Here is a 23847-nt window from a genome sequence, read left to right as displayed (position 1 = left end):
CGGCACGCCTGGAATTGCGCTCCGGAAATGACACGGTATTGAAATGACTGGACAAATGATGTTTACCAAGATACTGATTGCCAACCGTGGCGAAATCGCCTGCCGCGTGATCGCCACTGCCAAGAAGATGGGCATCGCCACCGTGGCGGTGTATTCCGAAGCCGACAAGGAAGCGCGCCACGTGCAACTGGCCGACGAATCCGTGCTGCTGGGCCCGGCGCCTTCGCGCGAGTCTTACCTGGTCGCAGACAAGATCATTGCCGCAGCCAAGGCCACGGGAGCGCAGGCCATCCACCCGGGCTACGGCTTTCTGTCAGAAAACGAGGCCTTTGCCAAACGCTGTGAGGACGAGGGCATTGCCTTCATCGGTCCGCGCCACTTCTCTATCGCGGCCATGGGCGACAAGATCGCCTCCAAGAAGCTCGCCAATGAGGCCAAGGTCAACACCATCCCGGGCTGGAACGACGCCATTGAGAGCGCTGAACGCGCCGTGGAGATCGCCCGGGACATTGGCTACCCCGTCATGATCAAGGCCAGTGCCGGCGGTGGTGGCAAGGGCCTGCGTGTGGCCTTCAACGACAAGGAAGCGCTCGAAGGCTTCACCGCGTGCCAGAACGAAGCGCGCAACAGTTTCGGCGACGACCGCATCTTTATCGAGAAGTTCGTGCAGGAGCCGCGCCACATCGAGATCCAGGTGCTGGGCGATTCGCATGGCAATGTGATCTATCTGAATGAGCGCGAGTGCTCCATCCAGCGTCGCCATCAGAAGGTGATCGAAGAGGCGCCGTCGCCCTTCATCAGTGAAGCCACCCGCAAGGCCATGGGCGAGCAGGCCGTGGCACTGGCCAAGGCCGTGAAATACCAGAGCGCCGGTACGGTGGAATTTGTGGTCGGCAAGGATCAGGACTTCTACTTCCTGGAGATGAACACCCGCTTGCAGGTGGAGCATCCGGTCACCGAATGCATCACCGGGGTGGATCTGGTGGAACTGATGATTCGCGTGGCGGCTGGCGAAAAGCTGCCACTGACGCAGGCGCAGGTGCAGCGCAATGGCTGGGCCATCGAATGCCGGATCAATGCCGAGGACCCGTTCCGCAACTTCCTCCCCAGCACGGGTCGCCTGGTGCGTTTCAATCCGCCACAGCAGACCATGCATCAGGCAAACACCGCGAACCTCTATGGCGTGCGGGTGGACACCGGCGTGCAGGACGGTGGCGAAATCCCGATGTTCTACGATTCAATGATCGCCAAGCTCATCGTGCATGGCAGCGACCGGAACGACGCCATTGCCAAGATGCGCGAAGCGTTGAATGCTTTTGTCATTCGAGGCATCAGCAGCAACATCCCCTTCCAGGCGGCGTTGCTTGCTCATCCGAAATTTGTGGCGGGGGACTTCAACACCGGCTTCATTGCCGAGCACTACGCCCAGGGGTTCAGGGCAGAGGACGTCCCGCACGATGATCCGGACTTTTTGGTGGCTCTGGCCGCGTTCGTGCGGCGCAAGTCGCGTGAGCGCGCCGCTGGTCTGTCGGGGCAGTTGCCAGGTTACGGGGTGAAGGTCGGCCACGACTACACCGTGATCAGTCTGGCGACCGACGGTGCTCACCGCTACACACCTGTGCACGTGGACGAAGTCGTCGGTGAAACCGGTGCTGCGCAAGTGCTGGTGTCGGGCAAGCGGTACCAGATTTCATCGCCTTCACGATTGAACGACGTTGTCATTACCGGTGAGTGCAATGGCAAGGCCTTCACCGCGCAAATGGAGCGAGGTTCGAAAAAGAATCCACTGGCCCTGGTGGTGCAGCACAACGGTACCCGGTTGGAGACCATGGTGGTCTCTCCCCGCATGGCGGAGTTGCATGCGCTCATGCCGTTCAAAGCGCCCGCCGACATGAGCAGGTATGTGCTGTCGCCCATGCCGGGCCTGCTGGTGGATGTGGCGGTTCAACCGGGCCAGAAGGTGCAGGCAGGTGAACGGGTGGCGGTCATCGAAGCCATGAAAATGGAAAATGTGTTGTTTGCCGCTGCCGACGGCATCGTGGGCAAGGTGCTGGCAAGCAAGGGCGAGTCTTTGGTGGTGGATCAGCCCATTGTCGAATTTGAATGAGCATTTCGATACCTCGGCATTTGACACACGATGCGCGCTGCCCCGGATTTAGGCTACGCTCTGCCGCTTGACGACAAGCAAGGAATCCGCATGAGGCAACGACTGGCTTTTGCACTCGGGTATTTGCGCAACCCGCGCCATGTGGGCGCCATTGCGCCCGCGTCCCGCGCGTTGGCACAAGCCATTCTGGCCGAGGTGCTCCGCAATGACGCACAGGTGTTGATTGAAGTGGGTGCTGGTACGGGCGCCATCACACGCGCTTTGATGCCTGCTCTGGATCGCCTCGACAGATTTTTGGTCATTGAGCGCGACCCTGGATTCGCACGAATGCTCAGCGCCCATTTCCCTGAGCTGGAGGTGCTGAACTGCTGTGCATCCAGTGTGGACCAGCTTCCTCTGGATGCGTCGGCTCCTGTGACTCTGGTGTCGTCCCTGCCGTTGCTGTCCATGCCCAAGGCGGAGGTCCAGAAGTGCGTCTCTGCCATGCTGTCCCTGATGACCCACCGGCCAGGATCGAAATTGATCCAGTACACCTACGCCGCTCCACATCTGCGTCCGTTCGCCAACATTCCCTATGGCTGGCGCTGGCGGAGGGTGGTCTCCATCTGGGCAAACCTTCCCCCCGCCACGGTCTGGTCGCTGGAGCAGACGCCGCGCGGCGCCAGCATCGTTCATTGACACCGTCCCATCTTTCGCCATGCAAGACATGCAACGCCCATTCAAGGTGCTGGGTATCCAGCAGATCGCCATCGGCGGACCTGACAAACAGCGCCTGAAGGCCCTCTGGGTCGATATGCTGGGCTTGGAGGTCACCGGCACCTTCCGGAGCGAGCGTGAGAACGTGGATGAAGACATCTGCGCCATCGGCAGCGGGCCGTTCAAGGTCGAGGTCGACCTGATGCAGCCACTGGATCCCGAGAAAAAGCCAGCGGTTCACACCACGCCACTCAACCACGTGGGCTTGTGGATCGACGACCTGCCCGCTGCAGTGGAGTGGTTGACCGCACAAGGTGTTCGCTTCGCACCCGGTGGCATACGCATGGGCGCTGCGGGGTTTGATATCTGCTTCCTGCATCCCAAGGCCAACGAAGCCTTTCCGGTGGCAGGAGAAGGTGTGCTGATCGAGCTGGTGCAGGCGCCGCCCGATGTGGTGGCGGCCTTCTCCAAACTGGCAGCTCACTCCGTGATCATGTAGGTATTGGTGAGGTGCTCGAGCACCTTGAACTCACCTGCAAAGCACGACGGAAAGTAGAGCCCCTCGCCAGCGCCCACCTCTTCGTACCCACCCTGAGCGTCGTGCACCCGGCAGCGCCCAGCCAGAACGGTGAACAACTCGCGTTCCGACGCACCCATGGCAATGCTCCAGCGAGCTGACTCGCATCGCCACACCTCGCTGTAGATATTGTCTTCTGGCAGGTCTGTCTCCTCCCTGTTTCAGGTTTCGCGCAGGGGATTGCCGTGAGTGAGCCGGTCTGGTCGAGGGCGGTCGATCTCAGGCGCTGTGTTCGCCAGGGCGACCCGTTTGATCAGGCGTGCGGTGTTGGTGGTCATCAGCAAAATTTGCCGAAGCGGACAAAAACCAGGGAGCTGCCCGGTATTTCACCCGCTGTTCCAGCCTATGCCCGCGCCGAAGCGTCCTACGATTCAGGCACTGAGCAAACACGTTCCACCAGACCTGCACCACTGATTGCAGCCCTACCGTTCACAGGAGCCCGCCATGCGCCAGGTCTCATCGCCACAGCCGATGGATTCCGCATTCCATGCGCATCGCGTCGTCGATGCGTCGACCAGGTGCCGCCAGCCAGCTCCGGCACAAGCCTGGCCGGCCGATCTTCTGAAAGCCTTCTGCCTGCGCATGTCGAGTCAGGGCATGTGCGTGAGCCAGGTGCTGATGCAGAACGACCGCCGGTACGGACTGGAACAGCTCTCGCACGCGCACAACATGGCCGATGACACTCTTCGCGCAATGGCGGTGCAGTTGTTCCGACATTTTGAAGCCTATCAGTCGGGTATCTCCGACCCCCATTGAGCGATGTCTGCGCCTCAAGATTCGGTTCCGGCGGTCGATACAGACACCAATACGTAGAGGAGCGAGAAACCCATGTCAAGAATTCACCCCCTTTCGCCAGGTGTCTGGCTGATGAGACGACTGCACCTTCGCAGCAAGCTCTTGTTGCTGGTGGTGACTTCAGCCGTTCCGCTTCTGCTGGTCTGGGCCATCTCGGGCACCCCCTCGGCTGCCCGCTGGACAGCGATCACCACCGTTTTGGGGATCGGCTTGCTTGGTTATCTCATGCTGAGCTTCTACGCCAGCTTCATGGGTGATTTCAGGCAGGTGCTGGCCAGCATGGAGCAGACAGCATCGGGGAATCTGCGCACGGTCCTGAAGGCGAACGGCAACGATGAGCTGGCCGAGCTCACCCGGCTGCTTGACCGCATGATCGGCAACCTTTCGTCCATGGTGGCCGAAGTGCGATCAAACTCGGCACTGGTGGCACATGCAGGCAAGAGCCTGGCCATGGGCAATCGCGACCTGGCAGACCGCACCGAACAACAAGCTGCCAACCTGGAGCAGACGGCCGCGAGTGTGCACGAGTTGTCGAGTACCGTTCACCAGAATGCGGAAACGGCGGGTAATTCTGACCAGCAAGCCGCGCGCGTGCGCGATGTGGCCGAGTCGGGGGCCCAGTCCATGGGCCGGGCTGTGAGTTCGGTCGAAGTGATTCAGAAAAGCGCTCAGCAGATGAACGAAATCATCGGTGTGATCGACAGCCTGGCATTTCAAACCAACATTCTGGCCTTGAATGCAGCTGTGGAAGCGGCGCGTGCGGGTGAGCAGGGCAGGGGATTTGCAGTGGTGGCCAATGAAGTGCGTACCCTGGCGCAGCGTTCTGCCGCATCCTCAAAGGAAATCAGGCAGTTGATTGAAACTTCCCGCATGCAGGTGGACGCCAGCGTTTCGCAGATCCGCACCGCCGGCAGCAGCATTGCTGAGATTGTCAACGGTGTGCGCGGCGTGGCGGCCAACATGTCGCTCATTTCTGCCTCCAGCGCCGAACAGAGCAGCGGACTCTCTGAAATATCTTCTGCCGTGACGCAACTTGATCAGATCACCCAGCGCAACGCACAGATGGTCGAGCGGGCCGTGGTTCAGGCCAATCAGCTGGAACACCGGGCCGCCCATCTGTCGAAGGCGGTGTCCTCTTTCATGTTGCAACAAGGCACCGCCGAGGAGGCGATGGTGCTGGTGGACCGGGCGATCGAGCACCGCAACCGCTGCGGTCGCGATGCCTTTGTGCGGGAGCTGACCGAGCCTGCCAAAGGTTTTCACGATCGGGACATGTACGTCTTCGCGCTGGACCGTCAAGGCGTCTACCGGGCTTTCGGTGGCAAGCCCGAAAAGGTCGGCAGCCGGGTTCAGGATATTGCAGGTGTGGACGGCCAAGCCTTGCTGGAGAACATCGTGGCGCAGGCAGAAGTGGAACCCGGCTGGGTGGAGTACGACATTGCCAACCCGGTCACTGGCGCCATCCAGGGAAAGATGTCCTACGTGGTCAAGGTGGATGACCTCTACGTGGGCTGCGGTGTGTACAAAACCGTGGCCGCTCGCGCAGCCTGATACCCCAGGAGCCGCTCACAGCGCTCACTCGTTGCGCCTGGCGCGCGCCCGGGTCAGGGCGGCTTCGATGATGGCCCGTTTCTTGTCCAGTGTCGCCGGATCGGTGTGCAACGAATGCGCCGGGAGGTCTGCCAGTTTCTGTTGGGCTTTCGCTTCCAGCCGCGCCTCGTTTTCCATTTTCTCCCGCTCCAGGCGCTGCTGGCGCAGAAGGTAGCGTTCCTTTGCCTGTTCCGCCTGTGCAGTGGTCCATGCCTGCCAGCCGCTCACGGAGGGATCGACGACCTCCAGCGTGATGCAGTCCACCGGACAAACAGGCAGGCACAGCTCGCAACCCGTGCAGTGCGGCTCGATCACGGTGTGCATGCGTTTGTTGCTGCCCAGAATGGCATCGGTCGGGCAAACCTTGATACACAAGGTGCACCCGATGCACCAGTCTTCGTCGATCACCGCCACCGTCACAGGACCCTCGATGCCGCAGGAAGGGTCCAGTGGCTCGACGGGGCTTCCCGTGATGACCGATAGCCTCGCTATGCCCTCAACGCCGCCTGGCGGGCACTGGTTGATTCGTGCGTCCCCATCGGCGATGGCTTGTGCGTAACTGGCGCAATCCGGGTAGCCGCACCGTGTGCACTGGGTCTGGGGCAGTGCGGCATTGAGCCGCTGAGCCAGGTCGTTCATGGGCAAGCGAGCAGACTCTTCGAAGCCTACGCGTCAGCTCTCAAGGCTGCCTCGTTGGCTCAGCGCCATTTCAGAGTCCGGCTCAGGTGGTCTGCTTGCGGGCGCGTGGCTTCGCAGGCGCTGACGTCTTGGCAGGGCGCTGAACGATCGCGCGATCGCTCGCGGCGGGCGTCGTCTGGGTGGCTCCCTTGCCGTTGACCGCTGACAACTTCGTGGTGATGGTCTGTGACTTCGCTTGTGCTGGAGCGCTTGCGCGCGGTGCCGGCTTTGGTCTCACCCCAGCAGCGGCGACCGTACCTGAGGGTTCAGCCTCGGTCACTTTGGGTTGGTGGGCCAGAAGGAAGGCCTTCATCACCGGGTAAACCATGTCGCGCCACCGGCGACCGCTGAAAATGCCGTAGTGGCCTGCGCCCTTGGCCTCGTAGTGCATGTGCTGCGCCTTGGGCACCCCCGTGCACAGGCCATGCGCGGCTTCGGTCTGTCCAGATCCCGAAATGTCATCCAGCTCACCTTCTACAGTCAGCACGGCCGTGGTGGTGATGTCCTGCGGACGCACGCGCTCGAGCTTGCCTTTCGGGTTCTTCACATCCCACGTGCCATTGATCAGCTTGAAATCCTGGAACACCGTGTCGATGGTTTCCAGGTAATAGTCGGCGTCCATGTCGAGCACGGCGTTGTACTCGTCGTAGAACTTGCGATGACTCTCGGCGCTGGAGTTGTCGCCCTTGATCAGATCCTTGAAATAGTCGTAATGGCTGGTCGCATGGCGATCGGGGTTCATGGCAACGAAACCGGTGTGCTGCAGGAACCCGGGGTAAACCCGGCGACCTGCACCGGGAAATTTGTCAGGCACCCGGTAGATCACGTTGTTTTCGAACCAGCTGTGACTGCGCTGGACGGCCAGGTTGTTGACGGCCGTGGGTGAGCGCCTGGCGTCGATGGGGCCACCCATCATGGTCATGGAGTACGGGGTGGTTTCTCCCCTGCTGGCCATCAGCGAAACCGCAGCCAGCACGGGAACCGTGGGCTGGCAGACGCTGATCACGTGGCAGTTGCCATAGGCACCTTGCAGGTGGCGGATGAACTCCTGCACGTAATTGACGTAATCATCCAGGTGAAACTCACCTTCCGACAGCGGCACGAGACGGGCGTTTTTCCAGTCGGTGATGTATACCTTGTGGTCCTTGAGCATGGTGCGGACCGTGTCGCGCAGCAGCGTGGCGTAGTGGCCCGACAAGGGCGCCACCACCAGCACGACCGGCTGCCCTTTTAGTTTGGCAAGGGTGTCTGTGTCGTCCGAGAAGCGCTTGAACCGGCGCAGTTCACAGAATGGTTTGTCGATCTCGATGCGTTCGTGGATGGCCACGTCGACACCGTCCACATCCACCGTGCGAATGCCAAACTCCGGCTTTTCGTAGTCCTTGCCCAGCCGATGCATCAGGTCGTAGGCGGCCGACACACGCTGTGCAATCGGAAACTGCGACAACGGCAGCATGGGATTGGTGTAGAGCTTGGCTGCGACTTCGGCCAGGTCAGCGAACGGCTCCATGATGGAACGCTGGGTTTCGTATATCTGGTAAAGCATGGTGGTGTAACTCGTTATGTTGCAGTGCAACAATATAGCAGCTTGCTCCATTCCGTGAGCAGGTGAAAACACCTAATTTCACCCGGGTATTGTCACGTTGGCGAAAGGTTCGGGCAGCGGGAGGCGAAATGTTAGCCGCTGGTCGAATCCCTGAACTGATTTGCTGGTGTCTGGCGGCGGACAGGAGACCTGAAAAAAGAGCAAGGGCCCGCATCGCCACGCGGACCCCTTTGCGCCAGTTCAGAGTGACCGGCTTCGGGTCAGACCACCTTGGCAATGGCTTGGCAGACGTGGTCGATGTTCTTGCTGTTGAGGGCCGCCACACACATGCGACCTGTGTCGGTGCCATACACACCGAACTCCGTCCGGAGCCGCACCATTTGCTCTTTGGTGAGCCCGGAGTAGCTGAACATGCCGATCTGGCTGGTGATGAAGCTCATGTCCTGCTTCACTCCCGCCGACTTCAGGCCATCCACCAGTTTCTGGCGCATGGCCTTGATGCGCACCCGCATCTCTGCCAGTTCGTTCTCCCAGACGGCGCGCAGTTCCGGATCGTTGAGAACCGCCGCTACCACCGCACCACCGTGAATGGGTGGGTTGGAGTAGTTGGTGCGAATCACGATCTTGAGCTGTGACAACACCCGCGCAGCTTCTTCCTTGTTCTCGCAGAGCACAGACAGGGCGCCCACCCGCTCGCCATAGAGGCTGAAGCTCTTGGAAAAGGAGGTCGAAACGAAGAAGCTCAACCCAGCGGCCACGAATTTTCCGATCACCGCGCCGTCTTCGGCAATACCGTGTCCGAAGCCCTGGTAGGCCATGTCCAGAAACGGAGTCAGGCCGCGTGCCTTGACCACAGCGATCACCTGATCCCACTGCTCGGGCGTGATGTCGTAGCCGGTGGGGTTGTGGCAGCAGGCGTGCAAGACCACGATGGTTCCTGGCGCGGCATTGCTCAGGCTGGCCAACATGCCGTCAAAGTTCACTCCTCGTTTGGCGGCGTCGTAATAGGCGTAGGTCTCGACGGTGAACCCGGCATTGCCGAACAGAGCGCGGTGGTTTTCCCAGCTGGGATCGCTGATCATCACCTTGGCATCGGGGTTCAGTCTTTTCAGAAAATCGGCTCCGATCTTCAAGCCGCCCGTACCGCCAATGGCTTGCACCGTGGCCACCCGACCGGAAACCACTGGTTCGCTGCCAGCACCGAACACCAGGCTTTTGACGGCTGTGTCATAGGCCGCAATGCCGTCGATGGGCAAGTAGCCACGCGCGGCTGGCTTTTCCATCATGGCCTTTTCCGCCGCTTGCACGCATTGGAGCAAAGGCAGCTTCCCGTTGTCGTCAAAGTAGACACCGACACCCAGGTTGACCTTGTTGGGTTTGTCATCACTGGCGAACTGTTCGTTCAGCCCCAGGATGGGGTCGCGTGGCGCCATTTCGACGGCTGAAAAAAGAGACATGCTGAAGTTCCGTTGGTGAGATACAAGAAGGCTCAATTTTACTGGCTCTGATGTGGCTCACCACCGGCCACTGCATGCCTTCTCTTCATCTGTAAGATCGCAAAATTTCGATGGACGCCTGCGTCCGAGGGTGCGCAGTGGCGGCATCCCGACCGAAAGTCGGTATTGAACGGAGCGTGTGTGGAACAGGTGGATGTGGTCGTGGTGGGTGCGGGCGTGGTCGGGCTGGCCATTGCCCGGGCTTTTGCTTTGCGTGGACGCGAGGTGCTGGTGCTGGAGCGCGAAGCAGGCATCGGCATGGGAACGAGTTCGCGCAACAGCGAAGTCATTCACGCTGGCATCTACTATCTGCCGGGCTCCCTGAAAGCCAGGCTGTGCGTTCAAGGCAAGCAGATGCTCTACCGTTATTGCCAGGAGCGGCGTATTCCCCATCAGCAATGCGGGAAGCTGATTGTTGCCCTGACAGATTCGCAGCGCATGGCCTTGCCTGATCTTGTGAGGCAGGGCGCCATCAATGGAGTGGACGACCTGGTGGTGATTTCCCGCGAGGAGGCCATGGCGCTGGAGCCCAGTCTGGCGTGCATGGGCGCCGTGAAGTCGCCTTCCACCGGCATCATCGACAGTCACAGCCTCATGCTCGCCTTCCAAGGCGATCTTGAACACAAAGGTGGACTGGTCGTTTGCCACACGCCGGTGTCCGGTCTGCGCGCTCTCGATGGAGGCTTGGAGGTCGGTTGCGCGGACGGCACCCTCCTGCGGGCGAATTGCGTGATCAATTCCGCCGGTTTGGGCGGCTGGAACCTTGCGCTGCAGACGCACGGGTTACCGGCATCGTTTGTGCCAGGCGCCTGGTACGCCAAGGGAAGTTACTTCACCCTGGAGGGGCGCTCGCCCTTCAAACAACTGATCTACCCGGCGCCAGAGCCCGATCGCCACCTGGCCGGTCTCGGCGTGCACCTGACCATCGACCTTGGAGGACAGGCCAAGTTTGGCCCCGACGTGCAATGGACGACGTCGGCCGATGATCTGGACGTGGACGCTGCGCAGGGCGAGCGCTTTTACGTCGAAGTCAGAAAGTACTGGCCCGGCTTGCCTGACGGCGCACTGCATCCCGGCTATGCGGGCATGCGACCCAAGATCAGCGGGCCAGGGCAGCCGGCCGCCGATTTTTTGATTCAGGGTCCCGAAACACACGGGGTGCCGGGCCTGATCAACCTGTTCGGCATTGAGTCGCCCGGCCTCACCAGCTGCATGGCCCTTGCCGAGCATGTGACCCATCTGGCGTGATCAAAGGCTCGGCTTGCATGCCTTGATCGCCAGCGCCGATTCCCTCACCAGTGCCGCGCCTTTGTAGATCAATCCAGTGTAGATCTGGACCACGTCGGCACCTGCGTCGATCTTGCTCACAGCATCTTCGCCGCTCAGGATGCCACCCACGCCGATGATGGGAAAGGCCTTTCCCAGCCCGGCGCGCAGTTGCCGGATCACCTGATTGCTGGCTGCCAGCACCGGGGCACCAGACAATCCACCCGTTTCGGCGCCATGAGGCAGGTGGGCCACCGCCTCCTTGTTCAATGTGGTGTTGGTGGCAATGACGCCGAGTGCGTTGTTGGGCGTGCCCGAGCTGTCTGCGCCGTACCGGAGCAGCGTCTTTGCGATGATCTCGATCTGGGTGGCGTCGAGGTCCGGGGCAATTTTCAGGAACACAGGGGTGCGACGCTCGAGGCGCTGGGCCAGATACTCCCGCCGTTCCATGACAGCCCCCAGCAAGCTGTCGAGTACCTGATCACTTTGCAGGCTGCGCAGGTTCTGGGTGTTGGGACTCGAAATGTTGACGGTGACGTAGTCGGCGTGCGGATACACCGCATCCAGGCAGATCAGGTAGTCATCCGTCGCCCGCTCGATCGGTGTGCTGGCGTTCTTGCCGATGTTCAACCCCAGCAACATGGGGTGCTCTGCGCGGGTCTTTCTAAAGCGTGCGCGCTGCACATTGGCCAGAAACACCTCCAGCCCTTCGTTGTTGAAGCCCAGGCGGTTGATCAGCGCGTGGGCTGCAGGCAACCGGAACATGCGCGGTTTGGCATTGCCCGGCTGCGCTTTCGGCGTGACCGTTCCCACTTCCACAAAACCGAAACCCATGGCAGCAAGCCCGTCAATGCAGCGGGCGTTCTTGTCCAGACCAGCTGCAAGTCCAACCCGGTTGGGGAACGTGAGGCCGGCCAGAGAGACTGGATCATCCACGCGATCCTCACCGTAGAGACAGGTCAGAGGTGAGTGTTGAAATCTGGCGATGGCGCCGAGCGTCAGCTCGTGTGCCGCTTCAGGGTCCATGCCGAACAGGACGGGACGTGCGAGGGCGTAGGGCAGCAGGGACATTGGATAATCGATGGTTTAGTCTTTAGCTCGATTGTCTCAAATGACCCAAGATGAACTCAAAACCCTGGTCGGCCAGGCGGCCCTGAAGTACGTTGAGCCAGGTGAAATCGTCGGGGTGGGCACGGGCTCAACCGTCAACAAGTTCATTGACGCGCTGGCCAGCATGCGCGATCGCATTCCTGGCGCTGTCTCCAGTTCAGAGGCGACAACGGCCCGCCTCAAGTCCTTGGGCATTCCGGTGTTCGAAGCGAACGATGTCGGCGAACTGGCCGTCTACATCGATGGCGCCGATGAAATTGACGAGCGTGGCCACATGGTCAAGGGCGGTGGCGCTGCCCTGACACGAGAAAAAATCGTTGCCGCGCAGTCACGGCTGTTTGTCTGCATCGCGGACGAATCCAAACTCGTGAAAGTCCTGGGCGCGTTTCCGCTGCCTGTCGAAGTGATTCCGATGGCCGCAGAACGCCTGAAGCGCCAGTTTGCAGCGAAGGGCGGTCAGGCTGCCATTCGGCTCAAGGACGGGGTACCCCTGGTGACAGACAACGGCCAGTTCATTCTGGACGTGACCGGTTTGCACATTGCAGATCCGCTGGCCTTCGAGGCCGAAGTGAGTCAGTGGCCCGGTGTGGTCACGGTGGGGGTGTTTGCCTACCAGAAGGCCGGGGTGTGTCTGCTGGGCACCGCATCTGGTGTGAAAACACTGGAACTGTGACGCGCGACCGCAGGGCGTCGGATCGACCTCGCCAGTTCAGAACCGGATACCGGATGGGCTGCTCACCGGGGGGGCAACCGGGACGGCTGGCTCAGGGCTCGGGGGTTGGCCATTGGCAGAGGGTGTAGCCGTTCTGTCACCAGCGGCAGGGGTTGCCGCCTGGGCGCTCACCAGCGGGCTGGGGTCTGGCCGGCGGTAGCCCGCTGGCAAGGCAGACTGAGCGGGGTACCCCGCGGCATTCAAAAACTGCGTCCATTCGGTGTCCGAATAGCCTTTGATGTGCTGGCTGCCAATGGTCAGGAACGGCAACGATGCGTCACCGCTCAGCCGTTTCAGGGCGTCGGCGTCGTTGTTGGTCGTGATGGTCTTCTCGGCATACGGAATACCCCTGGCATTGAGCAGATTGCGCCCACTGTTGCAAGGGGCGCAATCTGCACTTGTGTAAAGAGTGACCGGATATCGAGTGACCACCTGTCTCAGCGCAAAGGGCAACTGAGCGTTGCCAGTGGTCGACGGCGCTGCTGCCGTTGGGGTGCGAGGTGCAGCGTCTGCGGCAGGTGGCTGGTCTGAGAACGTCACGCGGCCATCCGGACCAACGATCCGGTACACGCCCTGCGCGAGCGCCGGCGCCATGGCCATGACCAACAGCACGCCTGCAGCTCGCTTGCACCAAGCGGGTGCCGACGCGGAAGCATGTTGCGACGAAAAAGGGACGACGTTCATCTCAGCTCCTTGAATCGGTTGCCGAGGGTTCTCTGAAAACCCCCTGTCAGCAATCATGCCATGCCCTGGTGGCGCATCAACGCTTCAATGCTGGGTTCCCTGCCACGGAATGCCTTGAAGGATTCCATGGCCGGGCGACTGCCTCCCGCTTCCAGAATGGCTTGCCGGTAGCGTCGCCCGGTGGCCACATCCAGGGTGCTGCGACCGTTGGCCTTGGCAGCTTCTTCAAACGCGGCGTAGGCATCGGCAGACAGCACTTCGGCCCACTTGTAGCTGTAGTAGCCGGCAGAATATCCGCCGGCAAAGATATGGCTGAAGGTGTTTGGCGTGCGGCTGTAAGGGGGAGGGTTCAGCACGGCCACTTCTTCTCTGACCTTCTGCTGCAAGGCCAGAATGGCTTCAGGGGTGGTGGCGGGCTCCGGCAGGCTGTGCAGAAGCATGTCGAACAACGAGAACTCCACCTGGCGCAGGGTTTGCAGTCCGCTCTGGTAGTTCTTTGCTGCCAGCATCTTGTCAAAAAGCGCACGAGGCAATGCCTCGCCGGTGTCTACGTGGGCGGTCATGTGCTTGAGCACATCCCATTCCCAGCAGAAGTTTTCCATGAACTGGCTCGGCAGTTCCACCGCATCCCATTCAACGCCACTGATACCAGAGACGTCGCGTTCATTGACCTGCGTGAGCATGTGGTGCAGACCGTGCCCGAACTCATGGAACAGGGTGATCACGTCATCGTGCGTCAACAAAGGCGGGCGCACGATGCCGTTTTCTGCCACGCCCTCAGCGAAATTGCACACAAGGTGTGCCACTGGTGTCTGCAGGGCCCCCGTATCGGGGCGCAGCCAGCGGGCCCGCACATCGTCCATCCAGGCGCCGCCGCGTTTGCCTGTGCGTGCCGATGGGTCCAGGTAGAACTGACCAACCAGCTGTGTCCCTTCGGCGGTCTTGCGTTCGATGCGGTAGAAAGCCACGCCATCGTTCCAGACCGGTGCGGAATCAGGCCGGATGGCCACTTCAAACAAGGTCTCGACGATCTGGAACAAGCCTCCCAGGACTTTTGGAGCCGTGAAATACGGCTTGACTTCCTGTTCGCTGAAGGCGTAGCGGGCTTCCTTGAGCTTTTCGCCGATGTACGGCCAGTCCCATGCCTGAGGATCGTCAAGGCCGAGCTCAGCAGCGGCAAAGGCGCGGAGGTCAGCCAGGTCCTTCTCTGCAAAGGGGCGGGACTTCACCGCCAGGTCGCGCAGGAAGGCGATCACCTGTTCAGGCGATTCGGCCATCTTGGGCACCAGTGAAACATCAGCATGGTGTCTGTAACCCAGCAGTTGTGCTTCTTCGTGTCTCAGTTTCAAGAGCTCGCCCATGATGGCGCCGTTGTCAAACCTGATCGCGTCGCCCGGCGCCTGGTCGCTGGCCCGGGTGACGTAGGCCCGGTACAGCGTTTCACGCAGCTTGCCGCTGTGAGCGAACTGCATGACGGGAAGATAGCAAGGCATCTTCAGCGTGAGTTTGTGGCCCGACTTGCCCTCTGCCACTGCCGCCGAAGCGGTTGCTTGAACCACATCGCCCGGCACACCGGCCATTTCCTCTGCGGTTGCAAAATAAGCGAATGCGTCGGTGGCATCCAGGGCGTTTTCGCTGAACTTCTGAGCCAGTTCCGCCTGTCGTTCCTGCAGCCAGGCAAACCGTGTCTTGGCTTCCCCTACCAGGTCTGCGCCACCCAGTACAAATCCCCGCATGGCGTTCTTGTGTGCCTGTGCCTGTTCCGACGTCAAGGCACTGGGGTCCATGGCCTTGTACTTGGCGTACAGGCGTTCGTCCGCCCCCAGACGTGTCCAGAATTCGGTCACTTTGGGCAGGGACGCGTTGTAGGCGGCCCTCAGCTCGGGGGAATCGGCGACGCTGTTGAGATGGCTCACTGCACCCCAGGCCCGAGACAGACGCTCAGCGGGTACGTCAAGCGTCCTTGACAGCAGTGCCCACTTGGCAGGAAAGGACGCTTCCGTCACTGTTTCCAGTGCCTCGCTCGCCTGCTGAATCAGCTGATCGATGGCGGGCCCCACACACTCCGGTGTGATGGCGTCGAACCTGGGCAGGTCAGGCGAGCCCAGCAGGGGATTTCGGTCCAGTGTGGCGGTGTTGGCGTTCATGCAGGCTCAGATAGGGCGCTGGGTCGTAAGTTCAAGACAGCGGGGTTTGACCTCGACAGAAAACCAGCGCCTATTGCGCCGACTTCTTGATGCTCTTCTTGACGACCTTGGCCCGCTTGACCTGGCCGCCTGGGGTGAGGCGCTGATTCCCCAGCACTCTGACCACTTTCACCTCTGGCCGCTGCCCGCCTCGCTTGCTGAATTTCAGCACCTTCACGTCCCGAGGTCCTGGCTTGCGGTCTTCGTCGACCGCTCTGACTTTCTCGGGCATCTCGCGCCACAACACCAGCAACTTGCCAATGTGCTGGATGGGTGCGGCATTGAGTTCGTCGGTCAATGTTTGCAGCATGGCTTCTCTGGCGGCTCTGTCATCGCTGAACACACGCACCTTGATAAGGCCATGAGCGGTCAGAGCGGCGTCGACTTCTTTCTTGACCGCAGGGCTGAGACCGTCGCCTCCAACGAGCACGACCGGGTCGAGATGATGTGCGTCGGCACGGTGAAGTTTGCGCTGGGCGGGGGTGAGTGTGATCTGGGGCATGGGACAATTATCGTTTAGTCAGCCCGAGAGTGTCCCCATGGGAATGAAAGTCAAGTCGCAGAGCAAGAAGGTCAACAAGGCGTGGCTGAATCAACATGTCAACGATCCTTACGTGCGCCTGGCCAAAAAAGATGGTTACCGTGCCCGCGCGGCATACAAGCTCAAAGAGATTGACGAAACGCTGGGATTGATCGAGCCGGGTGATTGCGTGGTGGATCTGGGTTCCGCGCCAGGGGCCTGGAGCCAATACATCCGCCGGCGCCTGAGCCCGAGTGGGGCGGCCGTCGGGGAACTGCACGGTCACATCATTGCCCTCGACATGCTTCCCATGGATCCGGTTGAGGGCGTGCAATTCATCATGGGTGACTTTCGCGAGGGGAGTGTTTTGGCCGAACTTGAAGGGGCGCTGATTGAAAAGGGCGTCCAGGCGGTGGATGTGGTGGTCTCCGACATGGCGCCCAACCTTTCTGGAATTGGCTCGGCAGATGCCGCACGCATCACCGATCTGGTGGAGTTGGCGGTGGATTTTTCCGTGCGTCATCTCAAGTCCGATGGCGCACTGGTGGTCAAACTGTTCCATGGCGGGGCCTACGATCCCATGGTCGCGCTGTTTCGACAGCGCTTCAAGGTCGTCAAGACTTTCAAGCCGAAAGCATCGCGCGACAAGTCTTCTGAAACCTTTTTGGTCGGTATGGGTCTGAAACCAGCATAGCCCTTTTGGTTCTTGCGCCGGTTGCGTTGCAACCACGCGAACGGCCTACAAAACATTTCCTAACCCCTTCATTGACATTGCCAAGTCATATATCAAGGGCATTGCTGCTTGAAAGTCCTAAAATGGGCTCAACATGCAAATCTCTGAATTCCTTTTTGCCAGGAGCTGCACTTGAATAACCAGTGGTTCTCGAAAATCGCCGTGTGGATGGTCATCGCCATGGTGCTTTTCACCGTCTTCAAGCAGTTCGATGGCCGGGCGGTCGCCAGCGCAGGCTACATGGGCTATTCCGAGTTCATCGAAGAGGTGAAGGGTCAACGCATCAAGAGCGCCACGATTCAGGAGGGTCAAGGCGGCACCGAGATCATCGCCATCACCCAGGATGATCGTCGCGTGCGCACCACGGCCACTTCGCTGGATCGTGGTCTGGTCGGTGACCTGATCAACTACAACGTGAAATTTGACGTGCGCCCTCGTGAAGAAGGCTCGCTTCTGATGACGCTGCTGGTCAGCTGGGGCCCCATGCTGCTCCTGATTGGTGTGTGGATCTATTTCATGCGGCAAATGCAGGGCGGCGGCAAGGGTGGCGCTTTCAGTTTTGGCAAGAGCAAGGCCAGAATGCTCGACGAAAACAACAACACGGTCACATTTGCGGATGTTGCCGGCTGTGACGAGGCCAAGGAAGAAGTGAAGGAAGTGGTCGACTTCCTGAAGGACCCGGCCAAATTTCAGAAGCTGGGAGGCCGCATTCCCCGCGGGTTGTTGCTGGTTGGGCCTCCGGGTACCGGCAAGACCTTGTTGGCCAAGGGCATTGCTGGCGAAGCCAAAGTGCCGTTTTTCAGCATCTCGGGTTCTGACTTTGTGGAAATGTTTGTGGGCGTGGGCGCGGCCCGAGTTCGCGACATGTTTGAAAACGCCAAGAAGAACGCACCATGCATCATCTTCATCGACGAAATCGATGCGGTGGGTCGCCAACGTGGCGCTGGCCTGGGTGGTGGTAACGACGAGCGCGAGCAGACCTTGAACCAGATGCTGGTCGAGATGGATGGATTCGAGACCAACCTGGGTGTGATCGTGGTCGCAGCCACCAACCGCCCCGACATTCTGGATGCGGCCTTGCTGCGCCCAGGTCGTTTTGACCGGCAGGTGTATGTCACGCTGCCCGACATTCGCGGCCGCGAGCAGATTTTGAACGTGCACATGCGCAAGGTGCCCCTCGGTACCGACGTGAACCCGAGCGTGATCGCGCGCGGCACACCGGGCATGAGCGGCGCCGACCTGGCTAACCTGTGCAACGAAGCGGCGCTGATGGCCGCCCGCCGCAATGCCCGTGTGGTGGAAATGCAGGACTTCGAGAAGGCCAAGGACAAGATCTTCATGGGCCCCGAGCGCAAGAGCATGGTCATGCCGGAAGAGGAACGCCGCAACACCGCATACCACGAGTCCGGTCATGCCCTGATCGGCAAGCTGCTGCCCAAGTGCGATCCGGTCCACAAGGTGACCATCATTCCGCGCGGCCGTGCGCTGGGTGTGACCATGAGCTTGCCGGCTCAGGACAGATACAGCTACGACAAGGACTACATGCTGAACCAGATCAGCATGCTGTTTGGTGGACGCATCGCTGAAGAAGTGTTCATGAACCAGATGACGACGGGTGCCAGCAACGACTTCGAGCGCGCCACCACGATTGCCCGCGACATGGTGATGCGCTACGGCATGACAGATGCGCTGGGCCCGATGGTTTACGCAGAGAACGAGGGTGAGGTCTTCCTGGGCCGTTCGGTGACCAAGACCACCAACATGAGCGAGTCGACCATGCAAAAGGTGGATGCCGAGGTTCGCCGCATCATCGACGCGCAGTACAAGTTGGCTCGCGACCTGATCGAAAGCAACAGCGACAAGATGCACGCCATGGCCAAGGCCTTGCTCGAGTGGGAAACCATCGATGCCGAACAGATCGATGACATCATGGCCGGCAAGCCGCCACGTCCTCCCAAGGACTGGACGCCCCGAAATCCTTCGGTGGGCGGTGGTGGAAACGGTACGCCTCCGGTTGCACCCGACCCAGCGCCGACGGTGGCTTGAGCACTCGGTGTCGACGTTTTCGTGATCTCAAACGGGGCTTCGGCCCCGTTTGCTTTTGGGGCAGCACCATGCATTGGCAAACCACGCGATTCGATGTCGACCTCACGACGCCCAAGGTGATGGGTATCGTCAATGTGACGCCTGATTCCTTTTCGGATGGGGGTCTGTACACCACCACGGCCACGGCACTGAAACTGTGCGAGCGGCTCCTGGACGAGGGGTCGCACATGCTGGACATTGGCGGCGAATCCACCCGGCCCGGCTCACCCGCGGTTTCGCTGGAGGATGAACTGCATCGTGTGCTACCTGTGGTGAAGGCGGCTGTGCGGCTGGGCGTTCCGATTTCGGTCGACACCTACAAACCCGAAGTGATGCGCGCGGTGCTAGATGCAGGCGCCGACGTGATCAACGACGTGTGGGCGCTTCGCCAGCCAGGTGCACTCCAGGCTGTGGCGGACCATGCACGCTGTGGTGTGTGCCTGATGCATATGCATCGCGACCCGCAGACCATGCAGGTGGCACCCATGACCGGTGGTGTGGTGGGCCCAGTGGCCCATTTCCTGCGCGATCGTGCGGATGCCTTGTTGACTCTCGGCGTGGTCCGGCAGCGGATTGTTCTGGATCCTGGGGTCGGTTTTGGAAAAACGGTGGACCAGAACTTCAGCCTGCTGGCGCAGCAGCAAAGGTTGTTGAAGCTGGGCTTTCCCTTGTTGGGGGCATGGTCGCGCAAGTCATCTCTGGGCGCGGTGACGGGCCGCGAACGCCCTGCGGATCGCGTGTCAGCCAGTGTCGCGGCGGCGCTGATGGCGGTCGAGCGAGGTGCTCGCATCGTGCGCGTTCACGACGTGCTACAGACGGTTGATGCCCTGAAGGTCTGGCAGGCGGTGCAGGCAGCAGCCACCGCCGAGGCTTGAGGCGCGCTCAATGCACAGAGATAAAATTCACCGTTTCTTTCCCCGACGGGATCACTCAGTCCATAGGCCCCCATCGTGACCTTGCCCCTGTGTTTCTTCGATGGCGGCAATGCCATCAGCGCCTTCAAAGTCCAGCAACTCCTGCCCCGATTGCAGGGTATTTCAGACAAGATCACCGGCCTTACAGCACGTTTTGTGCACCTGGCCTCGTTTTCCGATCCGCCAAGCGATTCAACGCTGGAGCGCCTGGGGGAATTGCTGACTTATGGCGATCCATGTGCAGAGGCACACGTGTTGGCCGAAAAAGCGGGTGCTGCGGTCGTCCTGGTGATGCCCCGACTCGGCACCGTCTCACCCTGGGCCTCCAAGGCGACCGACATCGCGCACAACTGTGGGCTGGCGGTGAAGCGGGTGGAGCGCCTGGTGGAGTACCGCATACACCTCAAGACGGGCCTACTGGGCAAAGGGCGACTCACCGAGGAGCAACTCCTCGCCGTGGCCGACCTGCTGCACGACCGCATGACCGAGGCGGTCACCACCGAACGAAAACAGGCGGAAGCCCTGTTCACGGAACTGCATCCTGCGCCCATGGAACATGTGGACGTGCTCGCTGGTGGCAGGGCTGCTTTGGAAGCCGCGAACCTTGCATGGGGGCTGGCGCTGGCAGATGACGAGATCGATTACCTGGTGAATGCCTTTCACGGGCTGAAGCGCAACCCCACCGACGTTGAGCTGATGATGTTCGCCCAGGCGAACAGCGAACACTGCAGGCACAAGATTTTCAACGCCGAATTCACCGTGGACGGCGTGGCCCAGGACAAGAGCCTGTTCGGCGTGATCCGCCACACGCACCAGACGAATCCGCAGTACACCATCGTGGCGTATTCAGACAACGCCTCCATCATGGAGGGCAGTGCGGTCGAGCGTTTTGTGGCCCGTGCGGGCACCAATGAAGCGCCTGCCTACACCGCCGAGGCGGCCGTTCACCATGTGCTGATGAAGGTGGAGACGCACAACCACCCCACCGCCATTTCACCCTTTCCCGGGGCAGCCACAGGCGCGGGCGGCGAGATACGGGACGAAGGCGCCACCGGGCGTGGCTCCAGGCCCAAGGCGGGTCTGACAGGTTTCACCGTGTCCAAACTCTGGGGTGGCGCAAGCGACCAGCCCGGAGGAAAACCGGAGCACATCGCCAGCCCCCTGCAGATCATGACCGAGGGCCCTCTGGGCGGCGCGGCTTTCAACAACGAGTTCGGCAGGCCTAACCTCCTGGGCTACTTCCGCGAATACGAGCAGACGGTGGACGGCGTGAGTCGGGGCTACCACAAGCCCATCATGATCGCTGGGGGCCTGGGCGTGATCGATGCCCAGTTGACGAAGAAGATCGACTTTCCTGCTGGCAGCCTGTTGATCCAGCTCGGTGGCCCGGGCATGAAGATCGGTATGGGTGGCGGTGCTGCCAGTTCGATGGCCAGCGGCACCAATGCAGCCTCGCTGGACTTCGATTCCGTTCAGCGGGGGAATCCCGAGATCGAGCGACGCGCTCAAGAGGTGATCAACCATTGTTCGGCCCAGGGTGCGGACAACCCGATTCTGTTCATCCACGACGTGGGTGCCGGTGGTCTGTCGAATGCGTTCCCTGAACTGACCAACGATGCCGGGCGCGGCGCGCGTTTCGACCTGCGGGCCGTGCCGCTCGAGGAGTCGGGTCTTGCGCCCAAGGAGATCTGGTGCAACGAAAGCCAGGAGCGCTATGTGCTGGCCATTGCGCCGGAGTCGCTGGCGCAGTTTCAAGCATTTTGCGAACGTGAACGCTGCCCCTTCTCTGTGGTGGGCGTGGCCACCGAAGAGCGGCACCTGTTCGTGGGCAACGAAGACGCTGCGCGTTTGGGGGGCAGCGAACCACACCAAGTGGGGAGCGTGGGAGCTGCAGTCGACATGCCCATGGATGTGTTGCTGGGCAAGCCACCCAAGATGCACCGCGATGTGAAGTCGGTGGCTCGTGAGGCGATTCCCATGGACCTGACAGGGATAGATCTTCAGCAGGCGGTCATCGACGTGCTCAGCCATCCCACGGTGGCGTCGAAGCGGTTTCTGATCACCATCGGCGACCGGACCGTGGGCGGGCTTTCTCACCGCGACCAGATGGTGGGGCCATGGCAGGTTCCCGTGGCCGATTGCGCCGTGACATTGGCCGATTTCTCGGGCTTTGCAGGTGAAGCCATGAGCATGGGTGAGCGCACACCACTGGCGGCGCTGAATGCACCGGCATCGGGCCGCATGGCGGTGGCCGAGGCCATCACCAACCTGCTGGCGGCACCCATCGAGTTGTCACGCGTGAAGCTGTCGGCCAACTGGATGGCCGCCTGCGGCGAGCCCGGCGAAGATGCCGATCTGTATGCCACCGTGCGTGCCGTGGGCATCGAGCTTTGTCCGGCCCTCGGCGTCTCCATTCCGGTGGGCAAAGACAGCCTTTCCATGCGCACCCAGTGGCAGCACGACGGCGCGTCGCACAAGGTGACTTCGCCTGTGAGCCTGATCGTCAGCGGCTTCGCCACCCTGGCCGACGTGCGGGGCACGCTCACACCGGTGTTGAACAGCGACCTCGAAGACACCACACTGGTCCTTATCGATCTGGGCAAAGGCCAGAACCGCATGGGTGGCAGCATCCTCGGGCAGGTGCTCGGCCAGTTCGGCGATACCGTGCCGGACCTTGACGACCCGCAGGACCTGGTGAATCTGGTGAATGCCGTCAATGCGCTGCGTTCGAAGGGGTGGGTGCTGGCCTACCACGATCGCAGCGATGGTGGTCTGATCAGCACGGTGGCAGAGATGGCCTTCGCGGGCCATGTGGGCGTGTCACTCAACGTTGACATGCTGGTGACCGAAGGCGACGGCATCAGTGACAGCCGGGCCGACCATGGCGACGCGAAAAACTGGGCAGGGCAGGTCAGCGCCCGTCGCGAAGAACTCACCCTCAAGGCCTTGTTCAGCGAAGAGCTGGGGGTGGTGCTGCAGGTCGAAACAGCGCATCGCAACGAGGTCATGCAGGTGCTGCGCGAGCACGGACTTTCCAAGCACAGTCATTTCATCGGCAAGACCCGTCCGCTGTCCTCGATCATGGATGCCGGCAAGGGACAGTTGCAGGTCTGGCGCGACACCAAGGCGGTATTCAGTGCCAGCCTGCAAGACCTGCATCAGGTCTGGGACAGCGTGAGCTGGCGCATCAACCAGCAACGCGACAACCCTGCGTGCGCCGACTCGGAGCATGCTGCGGCTGGTCAGCCGGACGATCCAGGGCTGCACGTTGCGCTCACGTTTGATCCGGCCGAGGACGTGGCGGCCCCGTTCCTGAACCTGTCGCGGCCCCGAGTGGCCATTCTGCGCGAGCAGGGCGTGAACTCGCATGTCGAGATGGCCTACGCGTTCTCGCAGGCCGGATTTGAGGCCTTCGATGTGCACATGACCGACCTGCAAAGCGGTCGCGCGCAACTGGCGGATTTCAAGGGCGTGGTCGCATGTGGCGGCTTCAGCTATGGCGACACGCTCGGAGCCGGCATTGGCTGGGCCCGCAGCATCACCTTCAACCCGGCGCTGGCCGACCAGTTCAAGGGTTTTTTTGAGCGGCCAGACACCTTCGGTCTGGGCGTTTGCAACGGTTGCCAGATGTTTGCCGAGCTGGCAGACATCATCCCCGGTGCAGAAGCATGGCCGCGGTTCACCACCAACCAGAGCGAACGGTTCGAAGCCCGTTTGTCGATGGTGGAAGTGCTCGACTCGCCCAGCGTGTTTCTGCAGGGCATGGCGGGAAGCCGGCTGCCCATTGCGGTGGCGCACGGCGAGGGGTTCGCCAATTTTGCCTACCGTGGCAATGAGGCCAAAGCCATGGCAGCGATGCGTTTCGTGGATAACAGCGGAGCGCCTACCGAGCGCTACCCGTTCAATCCGAACGGCAGCCCCGCTGGCTTGACTGCCGTGACCACCGCCGACGGCCGCTTCACCGCCATGATGCCGCATCCTGAACGGGTGTTCCGCAACATCCAGATGAGCTGGACCAGCGGTGATCCGGCGGCCTTCAGCCCCTGGATGCGGATCTGGCGCAACGCGCGCAAGTGGGTGCGATAGCCTCATTGGAGGCGGGTGCGATCTGCTAGCATCGCAGCCGCTCCTTTGAAACCGCATCGCGGTTCA

The 23847-nt window shown here is 61.1% G+C and carries 19 protein-coding genes; 11 read left to right on the top strand and 8 right to left on the bottom strand.

Annotated elements, in window-relative coordinates; all coding sequences use genetic code 11:
• Positions 1-58 precede the first annotated feature (58 nt).
• The 3 genes from Q7V46_RS08605 to Q7V46_RS08595 all read left to right on the top strand — a co-directional run bounded on the left by Q7V46_RS08605 (position 59) and on the right by Q7V46_RS08595 (position 3302).
• Positions 59-2107 carry an acetyl/propionyl/methylcrotonyl-CoA carboxylase subunit alpha gene (locus Q7V46_RS08605; protein ID WP_304913114.1) on the top strand — a complete coding sequence of 683 codons (2049 nt, stop codon included), beginning with the start codon at positions 59-61 and terminating at the stop codon, positions 2105-2107.
• A gap of 90 nt (positions 2108-2197) precedes the next feature.
• On the top strand, positions 2198-2785 hold the full coding sequence (locus Q7V46_RS08600) for a class I SAM-dependent methyltransferase (RefSeq protein WP_304913113.1): 588 nt from the start codon (positions 2198-2200) through the stop codon (positions 2783-2785).
• A gap of 19 nt (positions 2786-2804) precedes the next feature.
• Entirely contained in the window at positions 2805-3302 is a 498-nt protein-coding gene (locus Q7V46_RS08595; protein WP_370690308.1) for a VOC family protein, read from the top strand.
• Here Q7V46_RS08595 and Q7V46_RS08590 read toward each other — a convergent pair.
• Positions 3284-3508: a cupin domain-containing protein gene (locus tag Q7V46_RS08590; RefSeq protein WP_304913397.1), complete on the bottom strand. Its 225-nt coding sequence runs from the start codon at positions 3506-3508 to the stop codon at positions 3284-3286. The genes Q7V46_RS08595 and Q7V46_RS08590 overlap by 19 nt on opposite strands.
• 316 nt (positions 3509-3824) lie before the next feature.
• On the opposite strand from Q7V46_RS08590, the gene Q7V46_RS08585 reads away from it, so the two are divergent.
• On the top strand, positions 3825-4136 hold the full coding sequence (locus tag Q7V46_RS08585; protein ID WP_304913112.1) for a hypothetical protein: 312 nt from the start codon (positions 3825-3827) through the stop codon (positions 4134-4136).
• Between the two features lie 111 nt (positions 4137-4247).
• The gene (locus Q7V46_RS08580) at positions 4248-5726 is read left to right on the top strand and encodes a methyl-accepting chemotaxis protein (protein WP_304913111.1); all 1479 of its coding nucleotides are present in this window, start codon (positions 4248-4250) and stop codon (positions 5724-5726) included.
• Positions 5727-5750: 24 nt separating this feature from the next.
• On the opposite strand, the gene rsxB is transcribed toward Q7V46_RS08580, so the two are convergent.
• The 3 genes from rsxB to Q7V46_RS08565 all read right to left on the bottom strand — a co-directional run bounded on the left by rsxB (position 5751) and on the right by Q7V46_RS08565 (position 9446).
• Positions 5751-6404, bottom strand: coding sequence for an electron transport complex subunit RsxB (gene rsxB / locus Q7V46_RS08575; RefSeq protein WP_304913110.1), 654 nt, complete (start codon positions 6402-6404; stop codon positions 5751-5753).
• Between the two features lie 82 nt (positions 6405-6486).
• Positions 6487-7989 (bottom strand): polyhydroxyalkanoate depolymerase, encoded by a 1503-nt coding sequence (gene phaZ / locus Q7V46_RS08570; RefSeq protein WP_304913109.1) that lies wholly within the window; start codon positions 7987-7989, stop codon positions 6487-6489.
• Positions 7990-8249: 260 nt separating this feature from the next.
• Positions 8250-9446, bottom strand: coding sequence for an amino acid aminotransferase (locus Q7V46_RS08565; protein ID WP_304913108.1), 1197 nt, complete (start codon positions 9444-9446; stop codon positions 8250-8252).
• A 180-nt stretch (positions 9447-9626) separates the two neighbouring features.
• Here Q7V46_RS08565 and Q7V46_RS08560 point away from each other — a divergent pair, with 180 nt between their 5' ends.
• Positions 9627-10733, top strand: a complete 1107-nt coding sequence (locus tag Q7V46_RS08560) for an NAD(P)/FAD-dependent oxidoreductase (RefSeq protein WP_304913107.1) — start codon at positions 9627-9629, stop codon at positions 10731-10733.
• Here the strand turns inward: Q7V46_RS08560 and Q7V46_RS08555 are convergent, their stop codons facing one another.
• Positions 10734-11822 carry a quinone-dependent dihydroorotate dehydrogenase gene (locus tag Q7V46_RS08555; protein ID WP_304913106.1) on the bottom strand — a complete coding sequence of 363 codons (1089 nt, stop codon included), beginning with the start codon at positions 11820-11822 and terminating at the stop codon, positions 10734-10736.
• 40 nt (positions 11823-11862) lie between these two features.
• Between Q7V46_RS08555 and rpiA the strand changes: the two genes are divergently transcribed.
• On the top strand, positions 11863-12534 hold the full coding sequence (gene rpiA / locus Q7V46_RS08550; RefSeq protein WP_304913105.1) for a ribose-5-phosphate isomerase RpiA: 672 nt from the start codon (positions 11863-11865) through the stop codon (positions 12532-12534).
• 36 nt (positions 12535-12570) lie between these two features.
• Here rpiA and Q7V46_RS08545 read toward each other — a convergent pair whose 3' ends face one another.
• From Q7V46_RS08545 to Q7V46_RS08535, 3 genes are all read right to left on the bottom strand, one after another.
• Entirely contained in the window at positions 12571-13257 is a 687-nt protein-coding gene (locus Q7V46_RS08545; protein ID WP_370690307.1) for a glutaredoxin family protein, read from the bottom strand.
• Between the two features lie 53 nt (positions 13258-13310).
• Positions 13311-15404, bottom strand: a complete 2094-nt coding sequence (locus Q7V46_RS08540; RefSeq protein ID WP_304913104.1) for a M3 family metallopeptidase — start codon at positions 15402-15404, stop codon at positions 13311-13313.
• A 70-nt stretch (positions 15405-15474) separates the two neighbouring features.
• On the bottom strand, positions 15475-15945 hold the full coding sequence (locus Q7V46_RS08535) for a YhbY family RNA-binding protein (RefSeq protein WP_304913103.1): 471 nt from the start codon (positions 15943-15945) through the stop codon (positions 15475-15477).
• 43 nt (positions 15946-15988) lie between these two features.
• On the opposite strand from Q7V46_RS08535, the gene Q7V46_RS08530 reads away from it, so the two are divergent.
• The 4 genes from Q7V46_RS08530 to purL all read left to right on the top strand — a co-directional run bounded on the left by Q7V46_RS08530 (position 15989) and on the right by purL (position 23781).
• On the top strand, positions 15989-16657 hold the full coding sequence (locus Q7V46_RS08530; protein WP_304913395.1) for an RlmE family RNA methyltransferase: 669 nt from the start codon (positions 15989-15991) through the stop codon (positions 16655-16657).
• A 171-nt stretch (positions 16658-16828) separates the two neighbouring features.
• A complete protein-coding gene (gene ftsH / locus Q7V46_RS08525; protein ID WP_304913102.1) occupies positions 16829-18742 on the top strand; it encodes an ATP-dependent zinc metalloprotease FtsH in 1914 nt (637 codons plus the stop codon).
• A 68-nt stretch (positions 18743-18810) separates the two neighbouring features.
• Positions 18811-19656: a dihydropteroate synthase gene (folP, locus tag Q7V46_RS08520; protein ID WP_304913101.1), complete on the top strand. Its 846-nt coding sequence runs from the start codon at positions 18811-18813 to the stop codon at positions 19654-19656.
• A gap of 75 nt (positions 19657-19731) precedes the next feature.
• The gene (gene purL / locus Q7V46_RS08515) at positions 19732-23781 is read left to right on the top strand and encodes a phosphoribosylformylglycinamidine synthase (protein WP_304913100.1); all 4050 of its coding nucleotides are present in this window, start codon (positions 19732-19734) and stop codon (positions 23779-23781) included.
• Positions 23782-23847: the final 66 nt, after the last annotated feature.

The organism is Hydrogenophaga sp. (genome assembly GCF_030651625.1).
Classification (GTDB): Bacteria; Pseudomonadota; Gammaproteobacteria; order Burkholderiales; family Burkholderiaceae_C; genus Hydrogenophaga.
This window is presented reverse-complemented; position numbering and strand designations above follow the sequence as displayed.